General features: G+C 66.5%; 19 protein-coding genes. 4 read left to right on the top strand and 15 right to left on the bottom strand.

Features of this window, described 5'->3' with window-relative positions; all coding sequences use genetic code 11:
- Nucleotides 1–65: 65 nt before the first annotated feature.
- The 5 genes from AUCHE_RS08070 to glmS form a co-directional block, all read right to left on the bottom strand.
- Nucleotides 66–1,295: an alpha/beta fold hydrolase gene (locus AUCHE_RS08070; protein WP_006502791.1), complete on the bottom strand. Its 1,230-nt coding sequence runs from the start codon at nt 1,293–1,295 to the stop codon at nt 66–68.
- The gene (gene alr / locus AUCHE_RS08065; RefSeq protein WP_006502790.1) at nt 1,292–2,491 is read right to left on the bottom strand and encodes an alanine racemase; all 1,200 of its coding nucleotides are present in this window, start codon (nt 2,489–2,491) and stop codon (nt 1,292–1,294) included. The genes AUCHE_RS08070 and alr overlap by 4 nt, the downstream gene beginning before the upstream one ends.
- A 75-nt stretch (nt 2,492–2,566) precedes the next feature.
- Nucleotides 2,567–4,087, bottom strand: coding sequence for a bifunctional ADP-dependent NAD(P)H-hydrate dehydratase/NAD(P)H-hydrate epimerase (locus tag AUCHE_RS08060; RefSeq protein ID WP_006502789.1), 1,521 nt, complete (start codon nt 4,085–4,087; stop codon nt 2,567–2,569).
- Between the two features lie 38 nt (nt 4,088–4,125).
- Nucleotides 4,126–4,476, bottom strand: a complete 351-nt coding sequence (locus AUCHE_RS08055) for a holo-ACP synthase (protein ID WP_006502788.1) — start codon at nt 4,474–4,476, stop codon at nt 4,126–4,128.
- Between the two features lie 106 nt (nt 4,477–4,582).
- On the bottom strand, nt 4,583–6,436 hold the full coding sequence (gene glmS / locus AUCHE_RS08050) for a glutamine--fructose-6-phosphate transaminase (isomerizing) (RefSeq protein ID WP_006502787.1): 1,854 nt from the start codon (nt 6,434–6,436) through the stop codon (nt 4,583–4,585).
- A 76-nt stretch (nt 6,437–6,512) separates the two neighbouring features.
- Here glmS and coaA point away from each other — a divergent pair, with 76 nt between their 5' ends.
- The gene (coaA, locus tag AUCHE_RS08045) at nt 6,513–7,466 is read left to right on the top strand and encodes a type I pantothenate kinase (protein ID WP_006502786.1); all 954 of its coding nucleotides are present in this window, start codon (nt 6,513–6,515) and stop codon (nt 7,464–7,466) included.
- Nucleotides 7,467–7,630: 164 nt separating this feature from the next.
- Here the strand turns inward: coaA and AUCHE_RS17490 are convergent, their stop codons facing one another.
- From AUCHE_RS17490 to mca, 6 genes are all read right to left on the bottom strand, one after another.
- A complete protein-coding gene (locus AUCHE_RS17490; protein WP_006502785.1) occupies nt 7,631–8,374 on the bottom strand; it encodes an aggregation-promoting factor C-terminal-like domain-containing protein in 744 nt (247 codons plus the stop codon).
- 174 nt (nt 8,375–8,548) lie between these two features.
- Nucleotides 8,549–9,862, bottom strand: a complete 1,314-nt coding sequence (locus AUCHE_RS08035; RefSeq protein WP_006502784.1) for a PhoH family protein — start codon at nt 9,860–9,862, stop codon at nt 8,549–8,551.
- 179 nt (nt 9,863–10,041) lie between these two features.
- Nucleotides 10,042–11,703, bottom strand: coding sequence for a polyprenol phosphomannose-dependent alpha 1,6 mannosyltransferase MptB (mptB, locus tag AUCHE_RS08030; protein WP_143114784.1), 1,662 nt, complete (start codon nt 11,701–11,703; stop codon nt 10,042–10,044).
- Between the two features lie 96 nt (nt 11,704–11,799).
- Entirely contained in the window at nt 11,800–12,561 is a 762-nt protein-coding gene (locus AUCHE_RS08025; RefSeq protein WP_006502782.1) for an isoprenyl transferase, read from the bottom strand.
- 13 nt (nt 12,562–12,574) lie between these two features.
- On the bottom strand, nt 12,575–12,862 hold the full coding sequence (locus AUCHE_RS08020; protein WP_006502781.1) for a hypothetical protein: 288 nt from the start codon (nt 12,860–12,862) through the stop codon (nt 12,575–12,577).
- Complete coding sequence (mca, locus tag AUCHE_RS08015; protein ID WP_040321983.1) at nt 12,859–13,782, bottom strand: mycothiol conjugate amidase Mca; 924 nt, start codon at nt 13,780–13,782, stop codon at nt 12,859–12,861. Before mca ends, AUCHE_RS08020 begins: the two co-directional genes overlap by 4 nt.
- A gap of 318 nt (nt 13,783–14,100) precedes the next feature.
- Between mca and AUCHE_RS08010 the strand changes: the two genes are divergently transcribed.
- Both AUCHE_RS08010 and greA read left to right on the top strand, forming a co-directional pair.
- The gene (locus AUCHE_RS08010) at nt 14,101–14,475 is read left to right on the top strand and encodes a DUF4307 domain-containing protein (protein ID WP_006502779.1); all 375 of its coding nucleotides are present in this window, start codon (nt 14,101–14,103) and stop codon (nt 14,473–14,475) included.
- A 278-nt stretch (nt 14,476–14,753) separates the two neighbouring features.
- Entirely contained in the window at nt 14,754–15,245 is a 492-nt protein-coding gene (gene greA / locus AUCHE_RS08005) for a transcription elongation factor GreA (protein ID WP_006502778.1), read from the top strand.
- A gap of 2 nt (nt 15,246–15,247) precedes the next feature.
- On the opposite strand, the gene AUCHE_RS16595 is transcribed toward greA, so the two are convergent.
- Nucleotides 15,248–15,400, bottom strand: coding sequence for a hypothetical protein (locus AUCHE_RS16595; protein ID WP_155889046.1), 153 nt, complete (start codon nt 15,398–15,400; stop codon nt 15,248–15,250).
- On the opposite strand from AUCHE_RS16595, the gene msrA reads away from it, so the two are divergent.
- Nucleotides 15,399–16,091 carry a peptide-methionine (S)-S-oxide reductase MsrA gene (gene msrA / locus AUCHE_RS08000; RefSeq protein WP_006502777.1) on the top strand — a complete coding sequence of 231 codons (693 nt, stop codon included), beginning with the start codon at nt 15,399–15,401 and terminating at the stop codon, nt 16,089–16,091. The genes AUCHE_RS16595 and msrA overlap by 2 nt on opposite strands.
- A gap of 43 nt (nt 16,092–16,134) precedes the next feature.
- Here the strand turns inward: msrA and AUCHE_RS07995 are convergent, their stop codons facing one another.
- The 3 genes from AUCHE_RS07995 to AUCHE_RS07985 form a co-directional block, all read right to left on the bottom strand.
- Nucleotides 16,135–16,887, bottom strand: a complete 753-nt coding sequence (locus AUCHE_RS07995) for a hypothetical protein (protein WP_162137233.1) — start codon at nt 16,885–16,887, stop codon at nt 16,135–16,137.
- Entirely contained in the window at nt 16,884–18,734 is a 1,851-nt protein-coding gene (locus AUCHE_RS07990; protein WP_006502775.1) for a FlgK family flagellar hook-associated protein, read from the bottom strand. Before AUCHE_RS07990 ends, AUCHE_RS07995 begins: the two co-directional genes overlap by 4 nt.
- 230 nt (nt 18,735–18,964) lie before the next feature.
- On the bottom strand, nt 18,965–20,494 hold the full coding sequence (locus AUCHE_RS07985; protein WP_006502774.1) for an amino acid permease: 1,530 nt from the start codon (nt 20,492–20,494) through the stop codon (nt 18,965–18,967).
- Between the last annotated feature and the right edge of the window lie 17 nt (nt 20,495–20,511).

Below are 20,511 nucleotides of genomic sequence, written 5' to 3'. Positions count from 1 at the left end.
ACCTGGGCGTGAGGACGGCCTGTTGCGGGCGTCGTCCTGCTCGTGCCGTCAGCTACCGTACGCGTTCAGGACCGGGTCCGTCTGATCCGGTTGTTCGCCTGGCGGGCGGCGCGGCGACGGGCGACGTCGACGACCCGGACGGGGTGGGTGGACTCCGGGGGATCGGTGAGGGGCTGGCCTGCTCGTTCGGCCCGGTTGAGGAGCGCGAGGAGCTGTTCGTTCAGGATGTCCGGGTGTTCGAGCATGATGACGTGTCCGGCGTCCTCGATCACGATGTGTTCGGCACCGGGGAGAAGCCGGACGATCTCGTCGCTGTGCGCGGGCGGGGTCAGTTTGTCGCTGCTTCCGTTGAGCACCAGGGTCTCGATGCCGCGGAAGGTCGCCAGGGCTTCGCTCTTGTCGTGTCGGTCGAAATGGGGCATGAAAGCGGAGATGACCTCCATGCGGGTGGCGAAGATCATGTCGGTGGTGAGTTCGGCGATACTCATCGGGACCGGGGAGCCGAAGGATCCCCAGTCGACGACGAAGTTCATGACGTCCTTGCCTGCCCGGACGGCGCCGTCGACAGCGCCCTGGAAGCTGGCCAGATGCCCGGCTGCGGTGGGGCCGAACAGGTGCACCGCTTTGCCTGCGGCGGCTCCCAGTCCGTAGGAGACGGTGGACAGGCCTCCGGTGCTGGTGGCCACGAAGGCTGCGCCCACCACTCTCTCGCGGACCAGTTCGGGGTAGTCGAGGCCGAGAGCCATCAGGGTCATCCCGCCCATGGAGTGTCCGACCAGGATGAGAGGCCCTTCCGGTACCACTTCGGCGATGACTTTCTCGAGGTCTCTGCCCAGTTGGTCGATGTGGTAGCTGTCGGTCTCCCCGGTTCCGGACAGGCCGTGGCCTCGTTGGTCCCACAGGACGACTCGGTATCCGGCTTCGCGTAGAGCTCTGCGTTGGAAGACCCAGCACCGTCGGGAGAGGCAGTATCCGTGGCTGAAGACCACTGTGGGCCGGGCCGGGCGGTCTCGGTCCGGGCCTCGTGCTTCGTCGATCTCGACGTGCAGGGGGACGCCGTCGCTGGCCAGGACGACGAGCTGCCGGTCCGGTTCGTCGTGGTAGGTGGAGTCCTTGGTCGTGCCTCGCTGTTCGTCGAGAGCCAGGGCGATCCTCCGGTCCCTGCTGAGCCGGTCCGCGGCGACCCCGGCTGCAGCGGTGAGCCCGGCCGCTGTCAGCCCCAGGGTGAGGCCGGTCACCGTGCGTAGGGTGCCCATGCCCATCCGCCAGGGGAGGCGGCTCGCCTCGTCGTTCACGGTGTCTCCTTCTGCACGTATTCTCGCGGCAGCCGGGTACTCATCCTGGTGATGATCTCGTAGCTGATCGTGCCTGCGGCGTCGGCCCAGTCCTGCGCCGAGGGGACGCCGAGGGCCGGGTCGCCGAAGAGGATCACCTCGTCCCCGGCCCGGCAGGGGCTGTCCGGTCCGAGGTCGAGGACGTACTGGTCCATGCAGACCCGGCCTGCGATCTGCATGCGTGTTCCGCCTACCTGAACCGGCCCCGTGCCGGAGGCACTGCGGGGGATGCCGTCGGCGTATCCGACAGGGACGACCCCGATGCGGGTGTCCCGGGCCGGACGGTATTCGTGTCCGTAGCTGACGCCTTGTCCTGCGGGGATCGTCTTCACCAGCGCCAGGTCTGCTGAGCAGGTCATGGCCGGGCGGAGCCCGAAGTGTTCGGGGTCACCTGTCTGAGGCACCGGGGACAGCCCGTAGAGGGCCAACCCTGGCCGGACCATGTCGAAGGCGCAGTCGGGGTCGGTCAGGGTCGCCGCGGAGTTGGCCAGGTGTCGGACCTCGAGGTCGATCCCGGCACGTTCGCAGTCGTCCGCATATCCGCGGAAGGTGTCCTGCTGTGCCCGGACCGTGGGGTGCCCCGGCGCATCGGCGTAGGCGAAGTGGCTCATCAATCCCACGATCGACAGAATTCCTTCGCGTTCCAGTTCGGCGGCGCGAGAAATCAGTGCGGCGACATCGTCCCCGTAGGCGCCGTTGCGGCCCAGTCCGGTGTCGACCTTCAGGTGGACGCGTGCTGTCCTGCCGGCGAGCCGTGCTGCCTGGGCGATCTCTTCCAGGGACCAGGTGTCCGCGGCGGCGAGGTCGATATCGGCCAGGATCGCGTCGTCGAAAGCCGATCCGGGGGTGTGCAGCCAGGACAGGATCCGACCGTTGATCCCCTGCCTACGTAGTTCCAGTGCTTCCCCCAGCAGCGCGGTTCCCAGCCAGGTGGCGCCGCCGGCGAGCGCGGACCGGGCTGCGGGGAGGAGCCCGTGCCCGTATCCGTCGGCTTTCACCACGGCCATCACGTGGGCGTCTCCGCTGCGTCGGCGGAGTTCGCGGGTGTTCTCCTCGATGGCGTCGAGGTCGATGATGAGCCGGGCCGGGCCGACTCGTCGCTCGGTGGTCATCCTGCGGGGCCGACGCTGGGACAGGGTCTCGGCATGCTGAGTCACCTCTCCATCTTGGCGCAGGAAGGCGACAGCTGACTGTTCAGGAGGAGATTCGACAGGTGTCCTCCGGTCGGCGGGTCACTGTCTCGACAGTAGTGCTGCGATGGTCGGGGCAAGTTCTTCGGCGAGGGACCGGGCCCGTATCGGCCCGCCTCTGCTGAGTCTTTCTGCGGCGATGCCGTGGACCAGCGCGGCCAGACTTCCGGCGTCGATCGCGGGCAGACCTGCACTGAGGAGGGTTCCGGCCAGTCCGGCGAGGACGTCTCCTGAACCTGCGGTCGCGGCCCAGGCCGGCGCATCGGATTGGGCTCGTACGGGCAGTCCGGAGGAGGTCGGCGGGACGATATAGGTGATCCGTCCTTTGAGGAGCACGGTGGCGTCGAGGAGATCCGCTGCGCGTCGTGCGTGGGTGACCGGCGCGGATTTGATGTCCTGGCGGTCGACCTGTTCTCCGGCGAGTCGGTGGAGCAGTCGGGCGAGTTCGCCGGCGTGTGGGGTCAGCAGCGTCTTCTCGTGTCCGGTGCGGACGGGCCCGTCCAGAAGTTCCAGCCCTCCGGCGTCGATCACCTGGGGTGTGTCCGTGGACAGGGCGAGACGAGCGTCGTCGACGTGTTTGGCTGCGGCTCTGGACCGGGTGTCCGTGGCGTCGATGCCAGGTCCGACCACCCAGGCGTTCACATGGGTGTCGCGGACGGTGGGGGTGATCACGGCTTCGGGTGCAGCCGCCCGGACCAGGTCCGACGGAGTCTGCGGGCCGATATACCGGACCATCCCGGCTCCGGAGCAGATCGCGCCCAGGACGGTCAGTACGGCAGCTCCGGAGTAGGTGGAGCTCCCCGCCACCACGCCGAGTACGCCACGGGAGTACTTGTCGTCGTCGGGGAGGGGGATCGGCCAGAGTCCGGCGACGTCGTCGTGGTCGAGTCGTTCGGCGGTCGGGATGCTCTGCGGGGTCAAGCCGATGTCGACGACGGTCAGTACTCCGCATCGGGGTTCGGTGGCCAGGACGTGTACTGGTTTGGGAACACCGAAGGTCACGGTCTCGTCCGCCCAGACGCTGGCGGCCTCGACGTGTTCGCCTGCCGGATCTGCACCGCTGGGGAGGTCGACCGCGATGATGTGGGCGTCGCGCGGTGCTGCTTCGAGAATTTCTTCGATCAGGTCGGCGATGATGGGTTGCCATCCGGGACGTCCGCCGATGCCGGTGACCCCGTCGACCAGGATGTCGGCCTCGGCCACGATGGCCAGCACATCGCCGGCCTTGGCTGTCAGGGCGTCGACGATCTGGACGCCGCACCGGCGGGCCGTGTCGAGTGCGGAGGTGTGGACGCCGCGTTCGGAGAGCAGCAAGGCGGCGACACCTGCAGCGGATTCCTTGCGAGCCAGCCGGGCCAGAGCGTACAGGGTGTCGCCTCCGTTGCCGCCCGAGCCGACGAGCCCGACGACACGGGCCGGGCCGGGGCGTCCTTTGACCCGGCTACGCAGAACCTTGCTCAGACCTTTGGCCGCTCGCTGCATCAGCTCTCCCTCGGGGAGGCGCTCCATCAGGGTCGCTTCGGCCGACCGGACGTCCGATACGGACCACGCCTGCAGAACCATGGGTTCCCTTTCGCTGTCGTTGCCCGGGTCGGAGCGCCTCAGTGTTCGGCGACGACGAAGGCCGTCGCGATGCCTGCGTCGTGGGAGAGCGACAGATGAACCCGGGTGACCCCCAGTGCTTCGGCTCGTGCTGCCACGCTACCTCGCATCACCACGGTAGGTGCTCCGTCCGGACCGCGCAGTACCTCGGCGTCCGACCAACTCAGCCCGGCGGGGGCGCCCAAGGCTTTGGCGAGGGCCTCCTTGGCCGCGAATCTGGCGGCCAAGGATTCCAGCGGGAGTTCCGCTTCGGCGTCGGTGAACAGTCGGTGGCGTAGCTCAGGGGTGCGGGAGAGCGCTTTCCCGAGTCGTGCGATCTCGCAGACGTCGATGCCGATCCCCACGATCATCGAGATCGACCCCTGAGCCGGGGGCGCGTTTCGGGCTGGCGGGGAACGACCGACCAGACCGGGCTCGGCCGTTGCCCGGCACGGCCCGACCCGGTCGGCTCCGAACTCATTCGACGGTGACGCTCTTGGCCAGGTTGCGCGGCTGATCGACGTCCAGTCCCTTGGCGGTGGCAAGTTCGCAGGCGAAGACCTGCAGGGGGATGATCGTGAGTAGCGGGGCGAGCAGCGGGCTGGTTGCCGGGACCTCGATGACCTCGTCCGCGAAGGGCAGCACGGCCTGGTCCCCCTGTTCGGCGATGACGAGGGTACGGGCTCCGCGGGCCCGGATCTCCTGGATATTGGAGACGACCTTGTCGTGCAGGTGATGCGGGGTCGAGGGCGACGGCAGCACGATGAACACCGGCTGTCCTGGCTCGATGAGCGCGATCGGCCCGTGCTTCAGCTCGCCCGCGGCGAAGCCTTCGGCGTGGATATAGGCGATCTCCTTGAGCTTCAGCGCTCCTTCGAGCGCGATCGGATAGCCGACGTGCCGCCCCAGGAAGAGCACCGAGCGGGTGTCTGCCATGAAGTGCGCGATCTCACGGACCCGGTCCATTCCACCCAGGACGGTCTCGACCTTGGCGGGGAGCTCGGACAGCTCGGTCATCACCGCTCGGGCGGTGGCATTGTCTCCGCGCAGTTGGGCCAGGTACAGCCCGAAGAGATAGCAGGCGGCGATCTGTGCCGTGAAGGCCTTCGTCGAGGCGACCGCGATCTCCGGACCGGCGTGGGTGTAGAGGGCGGCGTCGCTCTCCCGGGGGATCGTCGCACCGTGTGTATTGCAGATCGACAAGGTGAGCGCGCCGAGTGCCCGGGCGTGCTTGACCGCCATCAAGGTGTCCATCGTCTCGCCGGACTGGCTGATGGAGACCACCAGGGTGGAGTCGTCGATCACCGGGTCGCGGTAGCGGAACTCATGTGCCAGCTCCACCTCGCAGGGGATGCGGGTCCAGTGTTCGATGGCGTATTTCGCGGTCAGCCCGGAGTAGAAGGCTGTTCCGCAGGCGACGATCACGATCTTGGTGACCGCGCGCAGACGATCGGGGTCGATCCGCATCTCGTCGAGGACGAGGTCGCCGTCGGTGTTGGTCCGGCCCAGGAGGGTGTCGGCCAGGGCATGGGGTTGTTCCAGGATCTCCTTCTCCATGAAGGAGCGGTGTCCGCCCTTTTCCGCCTGCGCGGCGTCCCAGGTGACCTCGAACCGTTTTCCTTCGGCAGGTGCGCCGTCGAAGGAGATGACCTTGACGTCCTCCGCAGTGATCGTGACGATCTGGTCCTGGTCGACCTCCATCGCCATACGGGTGTGCCCGATGAAGGCCGCCACGTCGGATCCGAGGAAGTTCTCCCCCTCCCCCAGGCCGATGACCAGTGGGGAGTTCCTGCGGGCGGCGACGACCGTTCCGGGCGAGTCCGCGTGGACGGCCAACAGGGTGAAAGCCCCCTCCAGGCGGTTCACCACGGACTGCATGGCCAGGGTCAGGTCGCTGGTACGGGCGTAGGCCTGCGCCAGCATCTGCGCAGCGACCTCGGTGTCCGTCTCGGAGCGGAAGACGACGCCTTCCTCGAGGAGTTCGGACTTCAGGACGTGGAAGTTCTCGATGATGCCGTTGTGGATCAACGCCAGGCGGTCGTCGTCACCGCCGAGATGCGGGTGGGCGTTCTCGTCGGTGGGCCCGCCGTGGGTCGCCCAGCGGGTGTGCCCGATACCGGCGCGAGCCGCGGGCATCGGCTCGTTCTCGAGCTGAGAACGCAGGTTCACCAGTTTTCCGGACTTCTTCGCCGACACGATGTTTCGATCGGCCACCAGGGCGACTCCAGCGGAGTCGTATCCGCGATACTCGAGCCGAGCCAGGCCCTCCATGATGACTTCGAGCGCCCGCTGGCCGGCCTCCGGCCCGACGTATCCCACGATTCCGCACATGAGGGGGAGTGTAACGGAGCCCGACGCGCCCACTCCTCAGTGCTGGCGTGTCGTGGTCGTGCGGGAGAATGCCCTGGTGTCTCATTCGCATGACTCGATCCCCTCACCGTACGTCGAGCTGGACCGGTCGGCCTGGGCGCGGTTGCGGGAAGCGCATCCGCTACGTCTGACCGATGCCGATGTCGCCCGTATCGCCGGTCTGGGCGAACAGATCGACCTGCGGGAGGTGGAGGACGTCTACCTTCCTCTCTCCCGGCTGCTCAGCTTCTACGTCGAGGGAACGGATTCGCTGCACACGATCACCAGTAACTTCCTCGGCGAGCGCCCGGAGCGGACGCCTTTCGTGATCGGAGTGGCCGGTTCGGTCGCTGTGGGCAAGTCGACCACGGCGCGCCTCCTGCGGGAAATGCTGGCGCGTTGGCCGAGCACGCCCAGGGTGGAGCTGGTGACCACCGACGGTTTCCTCTACCCCAATGCCGAATTGGAGAGGAGGGGTCTTCTCGAACGTAAGGGTTTCCCTGAGAGTTACGACCAGCGGGCCTTGTTGCGTTTCGTCGCTGAGGTGAAGGCCGGTGCCGACGTGGTGACCGCTCCGGTCTACAGCCATCTGGTCTACGACATCGTCCCTGACCGGCGGATCGAGGTGCGCAGGCCGGATGTGCTGATCGTGGAAGGTCTGAATGTCCTGCAGAGCCCCCGGTTGCGGCCGGACGGCCGGTACGGGCTGGCCGTCGCGGATTTCTTCGACTTCTCGGTCTACGTCGATGCCCGGGTAGAGGACATCAAGCGTTGGTACATCAATCGTTTCCTGACCTTGCGACGTACTGCTTTCGCCGATCCGGGCAGCTATTTCCATCGGTATGCCGACCTGTCGGATGCCGAGGCGGTGTCGATGGCGTCGGGGATCTGGGAGGCGATCAACGGACCGAATCTTCGTCAGAACGTGCAGCTCACCCGGGCACGCGCGACCTTGGTGCTCACCAAGGGGGCCGATCACAGCGTGCGGAACGTCCGACTGCGGAAGTTGTGATTCGGGCACGGGGACGTGGGCGTCCGCCACGGCTCGGAGAGCCGTGGCGGACGCGAGATGTCGACACCCGGATCGGAGGGGTATGTCCGGTGTCGGCACCGTCTTGGGTCGGGCTGCGCTCTTGCGCCGCGCCGTGACCGTGTTCCTTCCCCCTGCAGGTAACGCTAGTACCAGTTGTGCGACTGGCTGTGGCCCCACGCCGCACAGGGGCTGCCGTATCGCCCGGAGATGTATCCCAGACCCCAGGTGATCTGGGTGGTGGGGTTCACCTTCCAGTCGGCGCCGGCCGAGGCCATCTTGCTGGCTGGCAGGGACTGGGGAATTCCGTAGGCGCCGGAGGAGGCATTGGTGGCATTGAACTGCCATCTGCTCTCCTTGTTCCACAACTGGTCGAGGCAGGCGAATTCTCCAGGGCCCCAGCCTCGTTGCGCGACAAGTGTTCGGGCGACCGAGCGGGGGTCGGCCTGGGCGCGGGCCAGGGAGGCCGCCTTGGCCGCTTCGGCATCGGCTTTGGCCTTGGCTATCGCTTTGGCCTTGGCTTCTTTCTCTGCGGCGGCGCTCTGGTAGGCCTGTCCGGCCTGGCGTGCGATGCCGATGTGGGCCTGGCCCATCCCCCAGTAGCTGTCACGCACTCGCCCGTTGTCGTAGATGGCCGCGACATTCCGGTTGGGGGGCTGCGCAGGTTCCAGCGGCTCCTCCTGGGAGACGGAGGCGAAGCCCAGTGCCTTGCCGCCACTGGTGTTCGGGGCCGCATGGAGCACCCCTGCACCGATCCCGAAGAGGGTGACGACCCCGGCGCCGGCGACCAGTGGGCCTCGGCGCTGCTTAGCGATACGTTCTGCGGCGCGGCGCCTCGACTGGACGTCGCGGCGACGCATTCCCCGGTGGGATCCCTCGTAGTTCGACACGGGACGACCTCCGCTGTAGAGCAACAGCGATCCGTGGAGATGGACCTTGGCCGCCTGCGCGACCAGTGATTCACATAACCTTTATCGGATCGATACCTTGCCCTAGCCTGCACTAGGTCGAACGATCGACAAAGTCCTTTCCCGTTATCGTCTCGATATCTGAGCGGCGTGATATCAGATCTCTCCGCCCTCCAACAGCCGAGTCACCAAAGCGGCGATCGGGCTACGTTCGCTCCGGGACAAGGTGACGTGCGCGAAAAGAGCGTTCCCCTTGAGCTTCTCGATCACCGCGGCGACACCGTCGTGCCGCCCCACACGCAAGTTGTCCCGCTGCGCCACGTCATGGGTCAACACCACCCGGGAATTCTGCCCGATCCGGGACAGAACGGTCAGCAGAACGTTCCGCTCCAAGGACTGGGCCTCATCGACCACCACGAAGGCATCGTGCAGCGAGCGCCCCCGGATATAGGTCAACGGCAGTACTTCCAACAACCCCCGGTCCAGCACCTCCTCCACGACCTCGTTGCTCACCACGGCGGACAAGGTGTCGAAGACGGCCTGAGCCCAAGGACCCATCTTCTCGCCCTCGCCTCCCGGCAGATAACCGAGCTCCTGTCCTCCTACCGCATACAACGGACGGAAGACGACCACCTTGCGATGCTGGCGTCGCTCCAACACCGCCTCCAGCCCCGCGCACAAGGCCAAGGCGCTCTTGCCCGTACCGGCTCGTCCCCCCAGGCTCATGATCCCGATGTCCGGGTCCAGGAGAAGATCCACTGCGATCCGCTGCTCCGCACTCCGGCCCTGAAGACCGAACACATCCCGTTCACCGCGGACCAGACGCACCGACCCGTCCGCCATCACCCGCCCCAAAGCATGCGTACGCGGTGCGGACAACACCAGCCCCGTATTCACCGGCAACACCTCCGGCAAGGACAACACCGCCCGGCCCGTCTCGTACAGGAGATCGATCTCCTCCGGATCGACCTCGAGCTCGACCAGCCCCGTCCATCCCGAATCGGCCACCAACTCGGCCCGGTACTCCTGGGCGTCCAGACCCATCGCCGACGCCTTGATCCGCATCGGCAGATCCTTGCTGACCACCACCACCGAACGGCCGTCCATCGCCAGGTTACGAGCCACTGCCAGGATCCGGCTGTCGTTGTCCTCCGATCGCAGGCCGTAGGGCAGATGCTCCTTGTTCTGACGGTTCAGCTCCACGTGTACCGTCCCCCCGCACTCCCCCACCGGTACCGGCTGGTCGAGATGACCATGTCGCACCCTCAGATCGTCCAGAAGACGAAGAGCCTGGCGTGCGAAATACCCGAGCTCAGGGTCGTGTCGTTTCGCTTCCAGCTCCACGATCACCAGCACGGGAAGAACCACGTCGTGTTCGGCGAAGCGCAACATCGCCCGCGGATCGGAGAGCAGGACCGAGGTGTCCAGAACGTAGGTCAACCGACCTCGAGTGTTCCCGGAGGACTCCATGAATGAGCTCCTCGACGTGCAGAGTGGGCCAGCACCCGTAAACCGGTGCCGGGGACGGACAGATCCCTCCCACCCTAAGGAGACCGATCGGTCCGCAGGCAGATCACGCAGGTCGGTCGCCGGCTGGTCTCACGGAATTCATCTCGCGGCCACCCACGTCCATCCGGCGCCGGAACAGTTCAGCTCGACGACGTCGGGTGGCGGGGAGAAGGAGGCGAGGCGCTCATCTCGGCGGAACCCTTCTGTTCCGCAGAAGACTCCACCGCCGACATGTCGTTCAACGGGGCCACCGCCCACGGGCTCGGGCCCAACAGGCCGCTGGGTTCGTCCGAGGCCGCCCGCTGCGGGCCACGGAACATGCCCTGAACGCTCCAGATGACCAGGGCCAACGCCGAGACGATCAGGGCTGAACGGTCATTGCTGAAAGCAGCATCGATCATCGAGTAGGTGCACAGGAACAAGGAGACGTAGACCGCAGCCTTGAAGGTCCACCGGTCCATCCGTGTAGCCGCCAACAACGTCCCGCCCCACAACATGTACCAGGGGTGGATCACCGGCCCACACAGACAGAAGATGATCAGGGCCAACGCTGAGGCCATGATCGGCCGGCGAGGCGCCAAACTCCAGGTCAGCCAGAACGCCACCGCAGCGAAACTCACCATCCCGATGCTCTGCATCAAGGGAACCGGCACCATCTGGACCAGCTTCGGCAGACCCATCAGATAGAAGATTCCCTCGAAGATACTCCCCACCAACGTAGGCGGGGAGAGCAGCGAACGGATCGACGCAGGGACGGTCAAGTTCGGGATCCACCCCCAACCCAGACCGGTCGCCAAGGTCATCAGCTCGAAGGAGATCATCCAGATCACACTGCCGACGAACAACCCAATGACATAAGGCTTCTGCTTCACCTCGCCCTGCCGGTACCGAATCGCCAAGGCGACGACCCCGATGATGGCCATCAAAGCGGTCTGCTTGAAACCTGCAGCCGCAGCCAAGGTGACACACCCCAGGACCAGATGCCCCTGGCTGGCCAGCAGCAGGGCCACCACCGTCAAGGCGATCATCATCGCGTCATTGTGCATGCCGCCCACGATGTGCAGCATCACCAACGGGTTGAGCACCGCCAGCCAGATCGCCTGCTGACGGTTCACCCCCACCCGGCCGGCCAGCCTCGGCAAGGCGTAGGCCACCAAGGCCATCGACAGCAGCGCAGGAACACGCATCATCACCGCAGCCACATAGGCGTTATTGCCCACCAGAGCCACGATCAGGTGCTGAAGCTGCAACGCCAGCGGGCCGTAAGGCGCAGGAGTGCCGAACCACATCGGATCGACCTGGTCACCGAAAGGACCGGGAACCGCGATCGGCCCGGACTGATAGGGGTCGATGCCACGCATGACGACCAAACCCTGCGCCGCGTAGCTGTACGCATCCCGGCTGAACAACGGTGGACACAACAGCACCGGAACCGACCAGATGGCCCAGGTGATCGCCGGCGCCGTCTTGCTCCCGGCAACAGGACGCAGACGCAACCAGGTGTCCAACAAGAGGATCACCCCTGCGGAGAGCACCACCGTCGCAGCAAAACGCCCCGGACCGTGCTGCAACCACTGCAGGTGCAACAACTCGACGATCCAGGCGCTCCGGCTGGAACTGTACTGGTCCAACGGCAGGAAAGCCGGAGTCAAAGACCCGGAAGCGATCAACAGCATCGACAGGAACCCGCGCCGGACCAGAGGCAGTGCCCAGGCCTCCGCCACGTCCCGCCGCAGCTTCGACCACAACTGGCCGAGATCGGGACGTGGTCTCCGAAACGCCCTGATACCCACGTCACGCACGACTGTTGTCCTCCGTCCCCGAGCACTGCTCATCATCGGCATGAGCCGAGCCGACGACGACCCCCATGACGTCACCGGTCGGCACCTGTCAATTCTTCAGGTTCCGAAGCGCCGCTCCCGATCCGCGAACGACCGCAACGCCCGTAAGTAGTCCACCCGACGGAAGTCCGGCCAGAAAGCCTCACAGAAATAAAGCTCGCTGTGCGTGCTCTGCCACAACAGGAAACCGCCGATACGTTGTTCTCCCGACGTGCGAATCACCAAGTCCGGATCGGGCTGACCTTTAGTGTACAAGTGGTCCGCGATATCGGTGACGTCCAGTGTCTCGGCCACCTCAGCCAAGGTGCGCCCTTCCTGCTCCGCCTGACGAAGCAGCGAACGCACCGCGTCGGTGATCTCATGACGCCCGCCGTAACCCACCGCGACATTCACCACCAGCCCCTCCACCGCAGCGGTCATCGCCGCGCACTCCCCCAACCTGGCGGCGGTCTCCGCAGGGAGCAGACGTGTGGCACCCACGATATTGACCCGCCACCGACCCGTCGCACACAGATCGGCGACGACCCGCTCGATGATGCCCAACAACGGACGCAATTCCACCTCAGGCCGGGCAAGATTGTCCGTCGACAACAACCACAAGGTGACGACCTCGACGCCGACCTCCTCGCTCCAGGTGAGAAAAGGAAGAATGTTGTCCGCGCCGGCCTGATGGCCCTGCGCCGTGTCAGCACCCTTCTCCCTCGCCCACCGACGGTTGCCGTCGAGCATCACTCCCACATGCCGCGGAACCCGCTCCGGCCGCAGACCCGCCGCCAACCGCCTCTCGTAAGAGGCGTACAACAACCCGCGAAGACCCACCGACTCCCCCGTGTCACTTCCCGGACGGAGCGGCCGGGCTCGACCCGCCGCTGCCCACGCGGGCCCCGTCCTGACCGTCCGTACCCGACCTGCCGCCCTGTCTCGACGACCCCGTGTCCACGTCTCCTGGTCCTTCCTCGTCCTGAGCCACTTCACGCTGGTGACGCAGCTCCTCGTCGTACTTGACGTTCTGCAGGCGTTTATTCATGTTCATCATCAGCAGCCACAGAGCGCAAGCCAAGAGGAAGAACGCCAGGAAACCACCGATACCGCCGGACACAGCCTGGTTGGCGCCGTTCATGAGGCCTCCTTCACGACGTCGTAGACGGGCCGAGCTACCTCACGGGCGATCCGCACAGCGAACTCGTCGGCAGCGACCGGATCACCCAGTCCCGCGAAGAGGTCGTCCTCCCCCACTGCGATCCCGACGTAGCTGATCGCAGCCTCGAAATCTTCGTGAGGCCATACCCTGCGCTCCACGTCCAGCGGCGCCGCGAACCACCACCCGTCCGGGTCGATCTGCGTCGCATGGGCCATCAGCGCAGCATTGCGTTGTTCGAAGTACTCTCCGCAGGCTACTCGCGTTGTGACATCGCGTCGGGGCAACCCGGAACGACGACGCAACCAATCGCCGTACGGACTCACCATCCCCAGACCCTCCAAAGCCTCGTGCAAGGCACGCATCCGCTCCAGGGCGATCGTCTGGTTGTAATACAACTTCAGCGGCTGCCACGGCTCCCCCGCATGGGGGAAGGCCCCCGGATCACCGGCAGCCCGGAAAGCCGAGACGCCCACCAGATGGGTCATGACATGATCCGGATGCGGATAGCCGCCATGCTCGTCATAGGTCGTCACGACATGCGGGCGGAACTCCCTCATCACCCGCACCAAGGCCTCGGTCGTCACCGTCAAGGGCTCGGCAGCGAAACACCCGTGCGGCAGGGGAGGAAGCGGATCCCCTTCCGGATAACCCGAGTCCACGAAACCCAACCAGGTGTGCTCCACCCCCAGGATCTCCTGCGCCCGCGCCATCTCCTGACGTCGGAACTCGGGGAGGTCCCGCAACAGGTCGGCGTCGTGCTGCAACCGCGGGTTCAAGACGTCGCCACGTTCACCGCCGGTGCAGGAGACCACCATGACCCGGGCACCTTGCGCGACATAGCGCGCGGACGTGGCTGCGCCCTTGCTCGATTCGTCGTCGGGATGTGCGTGCACCGCCATGAGGCGCCATTCGGTCCGCTGGGTCACACCGCTCTCTTTCGTCCGGCTGCCATAGTGCCTGAAACCGCCTCGCAGATGTGGTGGTGCGCCGAAGAATATCGATCGCACACGGGCACGGACCGGCCCCCGCAGCTCTCGGCACCATATCTGTGTCGAGCATAGGCCCCCTGACCTTCCGGCGACTCCTACAACCGCCCGCCGCATCCTCGACAGGGCCGCGGACCATCGCCCCCGATCCCGCGAGCGTCTACGCCCTCGTCCGAAATCGAAGGATGACAAGCGCACAGTGCATACCCCTCACCGGAATAGGCTGAGCACGTGCGGATACCTCGCCCTGCCCCCGGTCGCGCCAAGATCTGGGTCGTCGCGACCCTCGGCCTGGTCGTGATGACCGTGGGAGCGGTCTGGTGGGGGCTCGCCGCGACCGTCGGCAAACCGGTCTGGGCGGACGTCGACTGGGAGGTGAAGGACGAACGCACCGTCGTCGTCCGCTACAGCATCACGAAACCCACCGACATGACGGTGCGCTGTCTGGTGGAGGCCCAGGCCGTGGACTACTCGCTCGTCGGCTCCCGGGACGTGGAGATCGGGCCGCAGCGCGAGAAGGAGCGCATCTACGAGACCACCGTCTCCACCACCTCCAAAGCCCTCAGAGGGCGGCTGCGCAACTGTCGCGAGATCCCCACGACCTGACCCGTAGCGAGGCACCGACACCGGTGATCCCGGGAAAAGTGCAGGCGACGCGGCAAAAAGCTGACGTAACACGCCCTCCCAGCGTATAGTTGATGACTTCCACGCACCCGGCGCCAGCCGCCGGGTGCCCTCGCGTCAGGGGCACTCCGGTCCCGTCGCAGACGAGGTGGACGCGCCGGCACACCGCCGAAGGCGTGACCCGTCAGCCACAGGACGGCGGGCTCGGGAGATTCGAACCGGAGCCCTGGACGCAACACCGACGCACAAGGAGTGTGACCGTGTCCGACACTACGACGCCGGCGGCGAGCTATCTGACCCAAGAGGCTTACGACCGCCTCAAAGGAGAGCTCGAACACCTCAGCGGCGAGGGACGCACCGAGATCTCCAAGCGCATCGAAGCAGCCCGAGAAGAGGGCGACCTGCGGGAGAACGGCGGCTACCACGCCGCCAAGGAGGAGCAGGGCAAGATGGAGGCCCGCATCCGTCAGCTCACGCAGCTGCTGGAGAACGCCATCGTCGGCGAGACCCCTCCCGACGACGGCATCGTCGAACCGGGCATGGTCGTGACCATCGACATGTTCGGTGACGAGATGCGATTCCTGCTGGGCAGCCGCGAGATCTCCGGCGAGGACATCGACGTGTACTCCGAGAAGTCCCCGCTCGGTGAGGCCATCATGGGCAAGAAAGCGGGCGACGACGCGACCTACACCGCCCCCAATGGCAAAGAGATCACCGTGAAGATCCTCCAGGCGAAGCCCTACCAGGGCTGACATCACGGCGACCGGGTGCGGTAAGCCCGGGACGGACTGTCGACGAGGGGCGTCACCTGCCAGGGGTGGCGCCCCTCGTCGTACTCGGACACGACTTTCGACAGCCGGGCAAGAATCTGGCGTGCCGCCAACGGGGCATGTGAGACTGACCGCATGTTCGGACTCGGCGCACACACGATGGTGGATCCTCGGACGGCGCTCGCCGGGCGGCCGTACCCGATCCCGGACCTCCCCGACCGGAACGCGGTGACCGGTCTCTCCCTGCAAGGGCCGTGGACGCTGGACGACGGCACGGACGCAGCGGTACTCCATCTGGCCTTCGGCTGTTTCTGGGGCGCCGAACGCATCATGTGGTCCCGGCCGGGAGTGATCACCACGGCGGTGGGATACATGGGCGGTTACACACCTCACCCCACCTACGAGGAGGTGTGCACCGGCCGGACCGGTCACACCGAGTCCGTGCTGGTCGCCTACGACCCGGCCGTCACCGGACCGGAGATGCTCCTCAAGGCCTTCTGGGAGAATCACGACCCGACGCAGGGAATGCGTCAAGGCCATGACGTCGGGACGCAGTACCGGTCGGCGGTCTACTGGACGACACCGGAACAGGAGCAAGCTGCCCGGGAGACATATGACGCCTTCAGAGCCGTCCTGCGTGAGACGGGCAGTGCCCAGCCGATCACGACAGAACTGCTGCCGGCAGGTGGTGATCGGCGCGAGGACGAGACCGTCGCCGGTCCTTTCTACTTCGCCGAGGAGTACCACCAGCAATATCTGCACAAGAACCCCAACGGCTACTGCATGCACGGCCCCAACGGGTTGAGCTGCCCGATCGGTGGACGCTGACGGCAGCCCCGTTCACCGGCCGATGAGGACTCCCCTGGCCGGGTCACCGTCCGGGAGACGTCATCTGCTGCCCCAGCCACTCGCCCTGGTCGTGGAGCTTGGCCAAGACCGCGATCAGTGCCCTTTCCTGCCGGTTCAGGTCGAAGGTCGGCCTGTGGTCGTTCCCGGAACGGTGGGTGTCCGGCGGGGCGTACAGCCCAGTCCGCTCTCCTCCTTGGGCGGCCCGAGCCGCAGCGTAGGCCTCCCAGGTCGGAGTATCCCGATCAACAGCTACCGCGCCGAGAGCCCGGACAGCCATGGTCACCTGTTGGCGGGTCCCGTCCAGGTCACGGTCATAGGCCGCAGACAGCTCCGCCCGGTTCAACGCCGGGTTCCCGTCCCGGTCGAGACGGAGCCCGGGGAAAGCAGGCCGCGGCCCCGGCCGCGCACCACTATCGGCAGCCGCCGACGCCGCCGCGAGTGTGCTGCCGACCGATGACGTCACCGCCGGCGATGATCCGGTCGGGTCGTCCAGGCCCAGAGCCCCGAGGACATTCCCTGCGGTTCCCATGGCGCCGGCTGAGCGCGCGGCCGACAACATCGTGGCAGCCCGATCCACCAGGTCGCCGACCCTGTCCAGGGTGCCGCCGGTCTCCCGCCGGACCCCTACGGTGAACGGCCGCGTCTGGTCAGCTCGATGCACCTCGAGGTCGACCCCGGGGAGAACCTCGGAGACCCTGTTGCCCGCCGTCTCATGCACCTCGGCGGCTTTACCCTCGGCACGGACCTCGACCACCGTGTCCCGGGCCACGTTCAACCGGACCACTCGCCCCAGCACGGAGGATGCACTCGGCGGCTGGCTACCGTTGGTGATCGTGATGTTCTCCCCCGACCGGTCGCCAAGGACTCCAGACGCACCTGGACCGTCCCGCCGCCCAACTGGGCCAAGGAAGCCCGGACACCGAGGCTGGCCTGATTGATCAGAGCGACCAGGTCGGTGGGTGTCGGATAGCTGCCGATGTCGACCAGGGTGGTGTGTTCCTGCGCGGTACCGACCTGTTCCACGATGCCCAGTACACGCTCGCGTCCGTCGCCCAGAGGGGAGTCCGGATGGAAACTCTGTGCGCTGGCCACGACACCGCCCGAAGCCACGGAGACGACCCTGACCTCGGCTTGTCCGGCCGGTGCCTGCGGATCGGCCTGCACGCTGACCAGTCCTGGGGCTCCGTTCAACACCGTGGTCGCCGGGGAGACTGCTCCGGGCTGTCCGAGGGCCTGCGTCACATTCCACAGGCCGTTCAACGAGGAGTTCAGGGGTCCTACGGTGTCCGTCGGGATCAACTGTGGCGGACGCAGGTCCTCCTCGGTGAGGGCGCCGAGCACCAGATCCGATCCACGTGCGGTGGCCGGGATGTCACCGCGGGAGAGCCGGAAGACCAGGTCTTCCACCCCGGCAGCGACCTGAGCGTAGGCTGCGCTGCTCTCCGCAGCCCGGGAGACCTCCCGTAGGGAGCCGGACAGCAGAGCCGATGCCTGGGCTCCACCGGGAACCGGCGGTCCGGCCGGGTCCAGGGCCTGCGCAGCCAGCCGGTCCAGGACGACAGAGGTTCCGGCAGCCAGACCGGGCAGGATCCGGTTCAGTGTGCCCAGTCTGCTCGCGAGCACACCGGAGGTGATCGTGAGATTCCGGCCGTCGACCAGGGTGATCCGGTGGTCGCCCTCGACCCCTCTGGTCTCGACCACCGGTAAGGTCTCGGTCCCGGTCACCAGCGGGCGTCCGTCCACCAAGACGTCCACACCCGCGCCCGCGGAAGGTTGAGCCGTCGCACCGGTCAACCGGGCCAAGGCGACCACGAGCTGTTCCCTGCGCCGGGATAATTCGGGGATCGTCTCGCCGCCGCCCCGGCCCGCTTCAGCGATCCGTCCGTTGACTTGAGCAACGGCGCCAGCCAATTCGTTGATCTCGGCGACCGATCGGGCGAGCGCTTCCTGGGCGGAGACGTTCAGGTCGTCCACGGTCTCCCGCAGTCGTCGGACGTCCTCGACCGCCGCAGCGACTCTCGACCGGGCCTCAGCGGTCGTCGAGGAGCTTCCCGACATCCGCTCCGGGACGCGGTCGTCAACCGGTTCGGTGCGGGTGCGCCCTCTCCGCTCCCTGACATCTTCGGTCCGGTCCTGGGCTGCTCGCGAGGCTTCCTCGACTGCTTGCTGTTGAATGAGTTCAGCGCGGTGCTCGGCTTCCCTGCGGGCACGTCTGAGTCGGCGTTCCTCTTCCGGGGAGCTGACATCCTGCGCAGAGGTGTCCCGCATCGTGGCAGCGGCTCGGGCGTCAGGACGGTCTCGGTTCTCCTCCGGCCAGACGTCGGCCAAGCTCTTGTGGGCTGCCGCAGCGGGCGCGGCGAGCTGCCGGTCGGCGCCGACCAGATCTGCACGTCGGGTCTCCAACAGGCCGGTGACAGCCTGGGCCCTCAGGAAGGTCGGTGAGAGCGGAGGCAACTCCGGCGGGGTGGACGCCGCGGGGGTGGGCGTGGGCAGGCTCGAACCGGCCGGGGCGCGGCCGTCCCCGTCCATCCGGGTGCCGACCCGCAGCGACGGGGAGATCGGGACGACCGGGGGTACCGGGCGGATCCCGACAGGTGGTGTCCACAGGCTTCCGTACGACATGGGCGTGTCTCATCCGTGAGAAGGGACCGCGTGGTCCTGTTGGCTGTCCGATAGCACTGTCGCCGGAGTGGAGGGACTCCTCCAGTACGTCGACCTATCGGACGGATGCCCGCCGAGTTGAGCCATCCCCGTAGACGACCCAGATCTGTTGGTGGAGAAAACGATGCGACGGGCCTGCCTGGCAGGCCCGTCGCATCGGGATGAACCGGTCGTTCTCACCGGCAGGAGGCTCAGGAATGCGTCTTCCTGGCCTTGAGGTCACGCGCGGCGAGCTCCCTGGTGAGGACGCTGTCCTCAGGTCGGCCGCGTCCGGCCTGGTCGGCGAAGAAGAAGCCGAGCAGCAGTACCAGAAGGTACGGTCCACCGATCTGCCATGCGATCGCCAAGTCCGGCAGGAAGGACAGGGAGACACCGACGGCAAGCAGGATCACCAGACCCAGCACCGCCATTTTCGTCCCTCCGATGAGTCGCACGGGCGATTCGGGAAGGCCGAACCTGGCACGGGTGTTCTTGAACGCCAGATAGGTGACGACTGTCAGCAGCCAGGTCATCCACAGTCCGAAGATCAGGACGCCGAAGAGCAGCTTAAAGGCGTCGTCGGGGCGCCACAGCGCGAGGACGGAAGCCACCACCATTCCTACGGATGCCGCAGCGACCGCGACCCGGGGTGAACCGTCCTTGGTGGTGGTGCCGAAGGAGCGCGGTGCCATGCCATCGGTGCCCAGGCTGTGCAGCATCCGTGAGCTGGCGTACAGGCACCCGTTTCCGGCGGAGAGGGCCGCGATGATGAGCACCAGGTTCATGAAGTCCGCTGCACCGGGGATCGCGGCGGCGGAGAGGACCTTGACGAAGGGGCTGGCCTGGAGGCCGCTGCCTTCGGCCGACACCGTCCACGGTTCGAGTGCCACGACGACCGCGATCGCACCGACGTAGAAGATGATCAGACGGAAGATCATGGCTTTGGCCGCGTGGGGGATGTCATGGACCGGGTCTTTGGACTCAGCAGCCGTGACCGAGACGTTCTCGGCCCCGCCGAAGCTGAAGATCGCCATCACTGCCGCTGCCAGGATCCCACCGATGCCGTGAGGGGCGAATCCGCCATGTGCGGTCAGATTGCCCAGACCGGCGGCCGGGCGACCGGGGAGGCCGACGAAGATCATGAAGGTCCCGAGCATGATGAAGACGATGACGGTGACGACCTTGAGGATCGAGAACCAGTACTCGCTGGCCCCGTACAGTTTCACGGTGGCGAGGTTGATCACCACGAGGACCACGCTGCAGATCACTGTGCCTATCCCGGCGTTCAGGTCCGGGAACCATCGCTGGAGATAGGTCGCCGAAGCGGTGACCTCGGCGCCGACGGCGATGCACATGGTGACGGCGACATTCCACCGGGCGACGAAGCCACCGATGGGCCCCAGATAGGCGTGAGCGGAGGCACCGAAGCCACCGGCTACCGGGTGCTGGGTCGTGATCTCGGCGAGCGCCCAGATCACGATCAGCGCGAGGAGGCCGGTGAGGGTATAGGAGACGATGATGCCCGGGCCGGCAGCCTTGATCATCGATCCGGATCCGAGGAAGAGCCCGGTGCCCAGAGCGCCGGACAGCCCGATCATGGAGATCTGACGCGTGGTCAGCCCCTGTTGGAGACCGCCTGCCTCGTCCCGTTCCGTTGCCTCGGTCGATGCTGAGCCAGCACCGGCGCCTTCCGTTTTCGCCGCGGGACGAGCCCCCCGGCGGTTCTTCTTTTTTGTACTCATGTCAGCCTGCTTCGACA

The sequence above is a fragment of the Austwickia chelonae NBRC 105200 genome (genome assembly GCF_000298175.1).
Lineage (GTDB): Bacteria > Actinomycetota > Actinomycetes > Actinomycetales > Dermatophilaceae > Austwickia > Austwickia chelonae.
This window is presented reverse-complemented; position numbering and strand designations above follow the sequence as displayed.

Coding starts and splice junctions, on each gene's coding strand:
- msrA (WP_006502777.1), top strand. CDS start 15,399: ATGTTCGGACTCGGCGCACACACGATGGTGGATCCTCGGACGGCGCTC.
- AUCHE_RS16595 (WP_155889046.1), bottom strand. CDS start 15,400: ATGCGGTCAGTCTCACATGCCCCGTTGGCGGCACGCCAGATTCTTGCC.
- AUCHE_RS07985 (WP_006502774.1), bottom strand. CDS start 20,494: ATGAGTACAAAAAAGAAGAACCGCCGGGGGGCTCGTCCCGCGGCGAAA.
- mca (WP_040321983.1), bottom strand. CDS start 13,782: ATGGCGGTGCACGCACATCCCGACGACGAATCGAGCAAGGGCGCAGCC.
- AUCHE_RS08055 (WP_006502788.1), bottom strand. CDS start 4,476: ATGATCGTGGGGATCGGCATCGACGTCTGCGAGATCGCACGACTCGGG.
- glmS (WP_006502787.1), bottom strand. CDS start 6,436: ATGTGCGGAATCGTGGGATACGTCGGGCCGGAGGCCGGCCAGCGGGCG.
- AUCHE_RS08020 (WP_006502781.1), bottom strand. CDS start 12,862: ATGAACGGCGCCAACCAGGCTGTGTCCGGCGGTATCGGTGGTTTCCTG.
- AUCHE_RS08035 (WP_006502784.1), bottom strand. CDS start 9,862: ATGGAGTCCTCCGGGAACACTCGAGGTCGGTTGACCTACGTTCTGGAC.
- AUCHE_RS07990 (WP_006502775.1), bottom strand. CDS start 18,734: ATGTCGTACGGAAGCCTGTGGACACCACCTGTCGGGATCCGCCCGGTA.
- AUCHE_RS08060 (WP_006502789.1), bottom strand. CDS start 4,087: ATGGTTCTGCAGGCGTGGTCCGTATCGGACGTCCGGTCGGCCGAAGCG.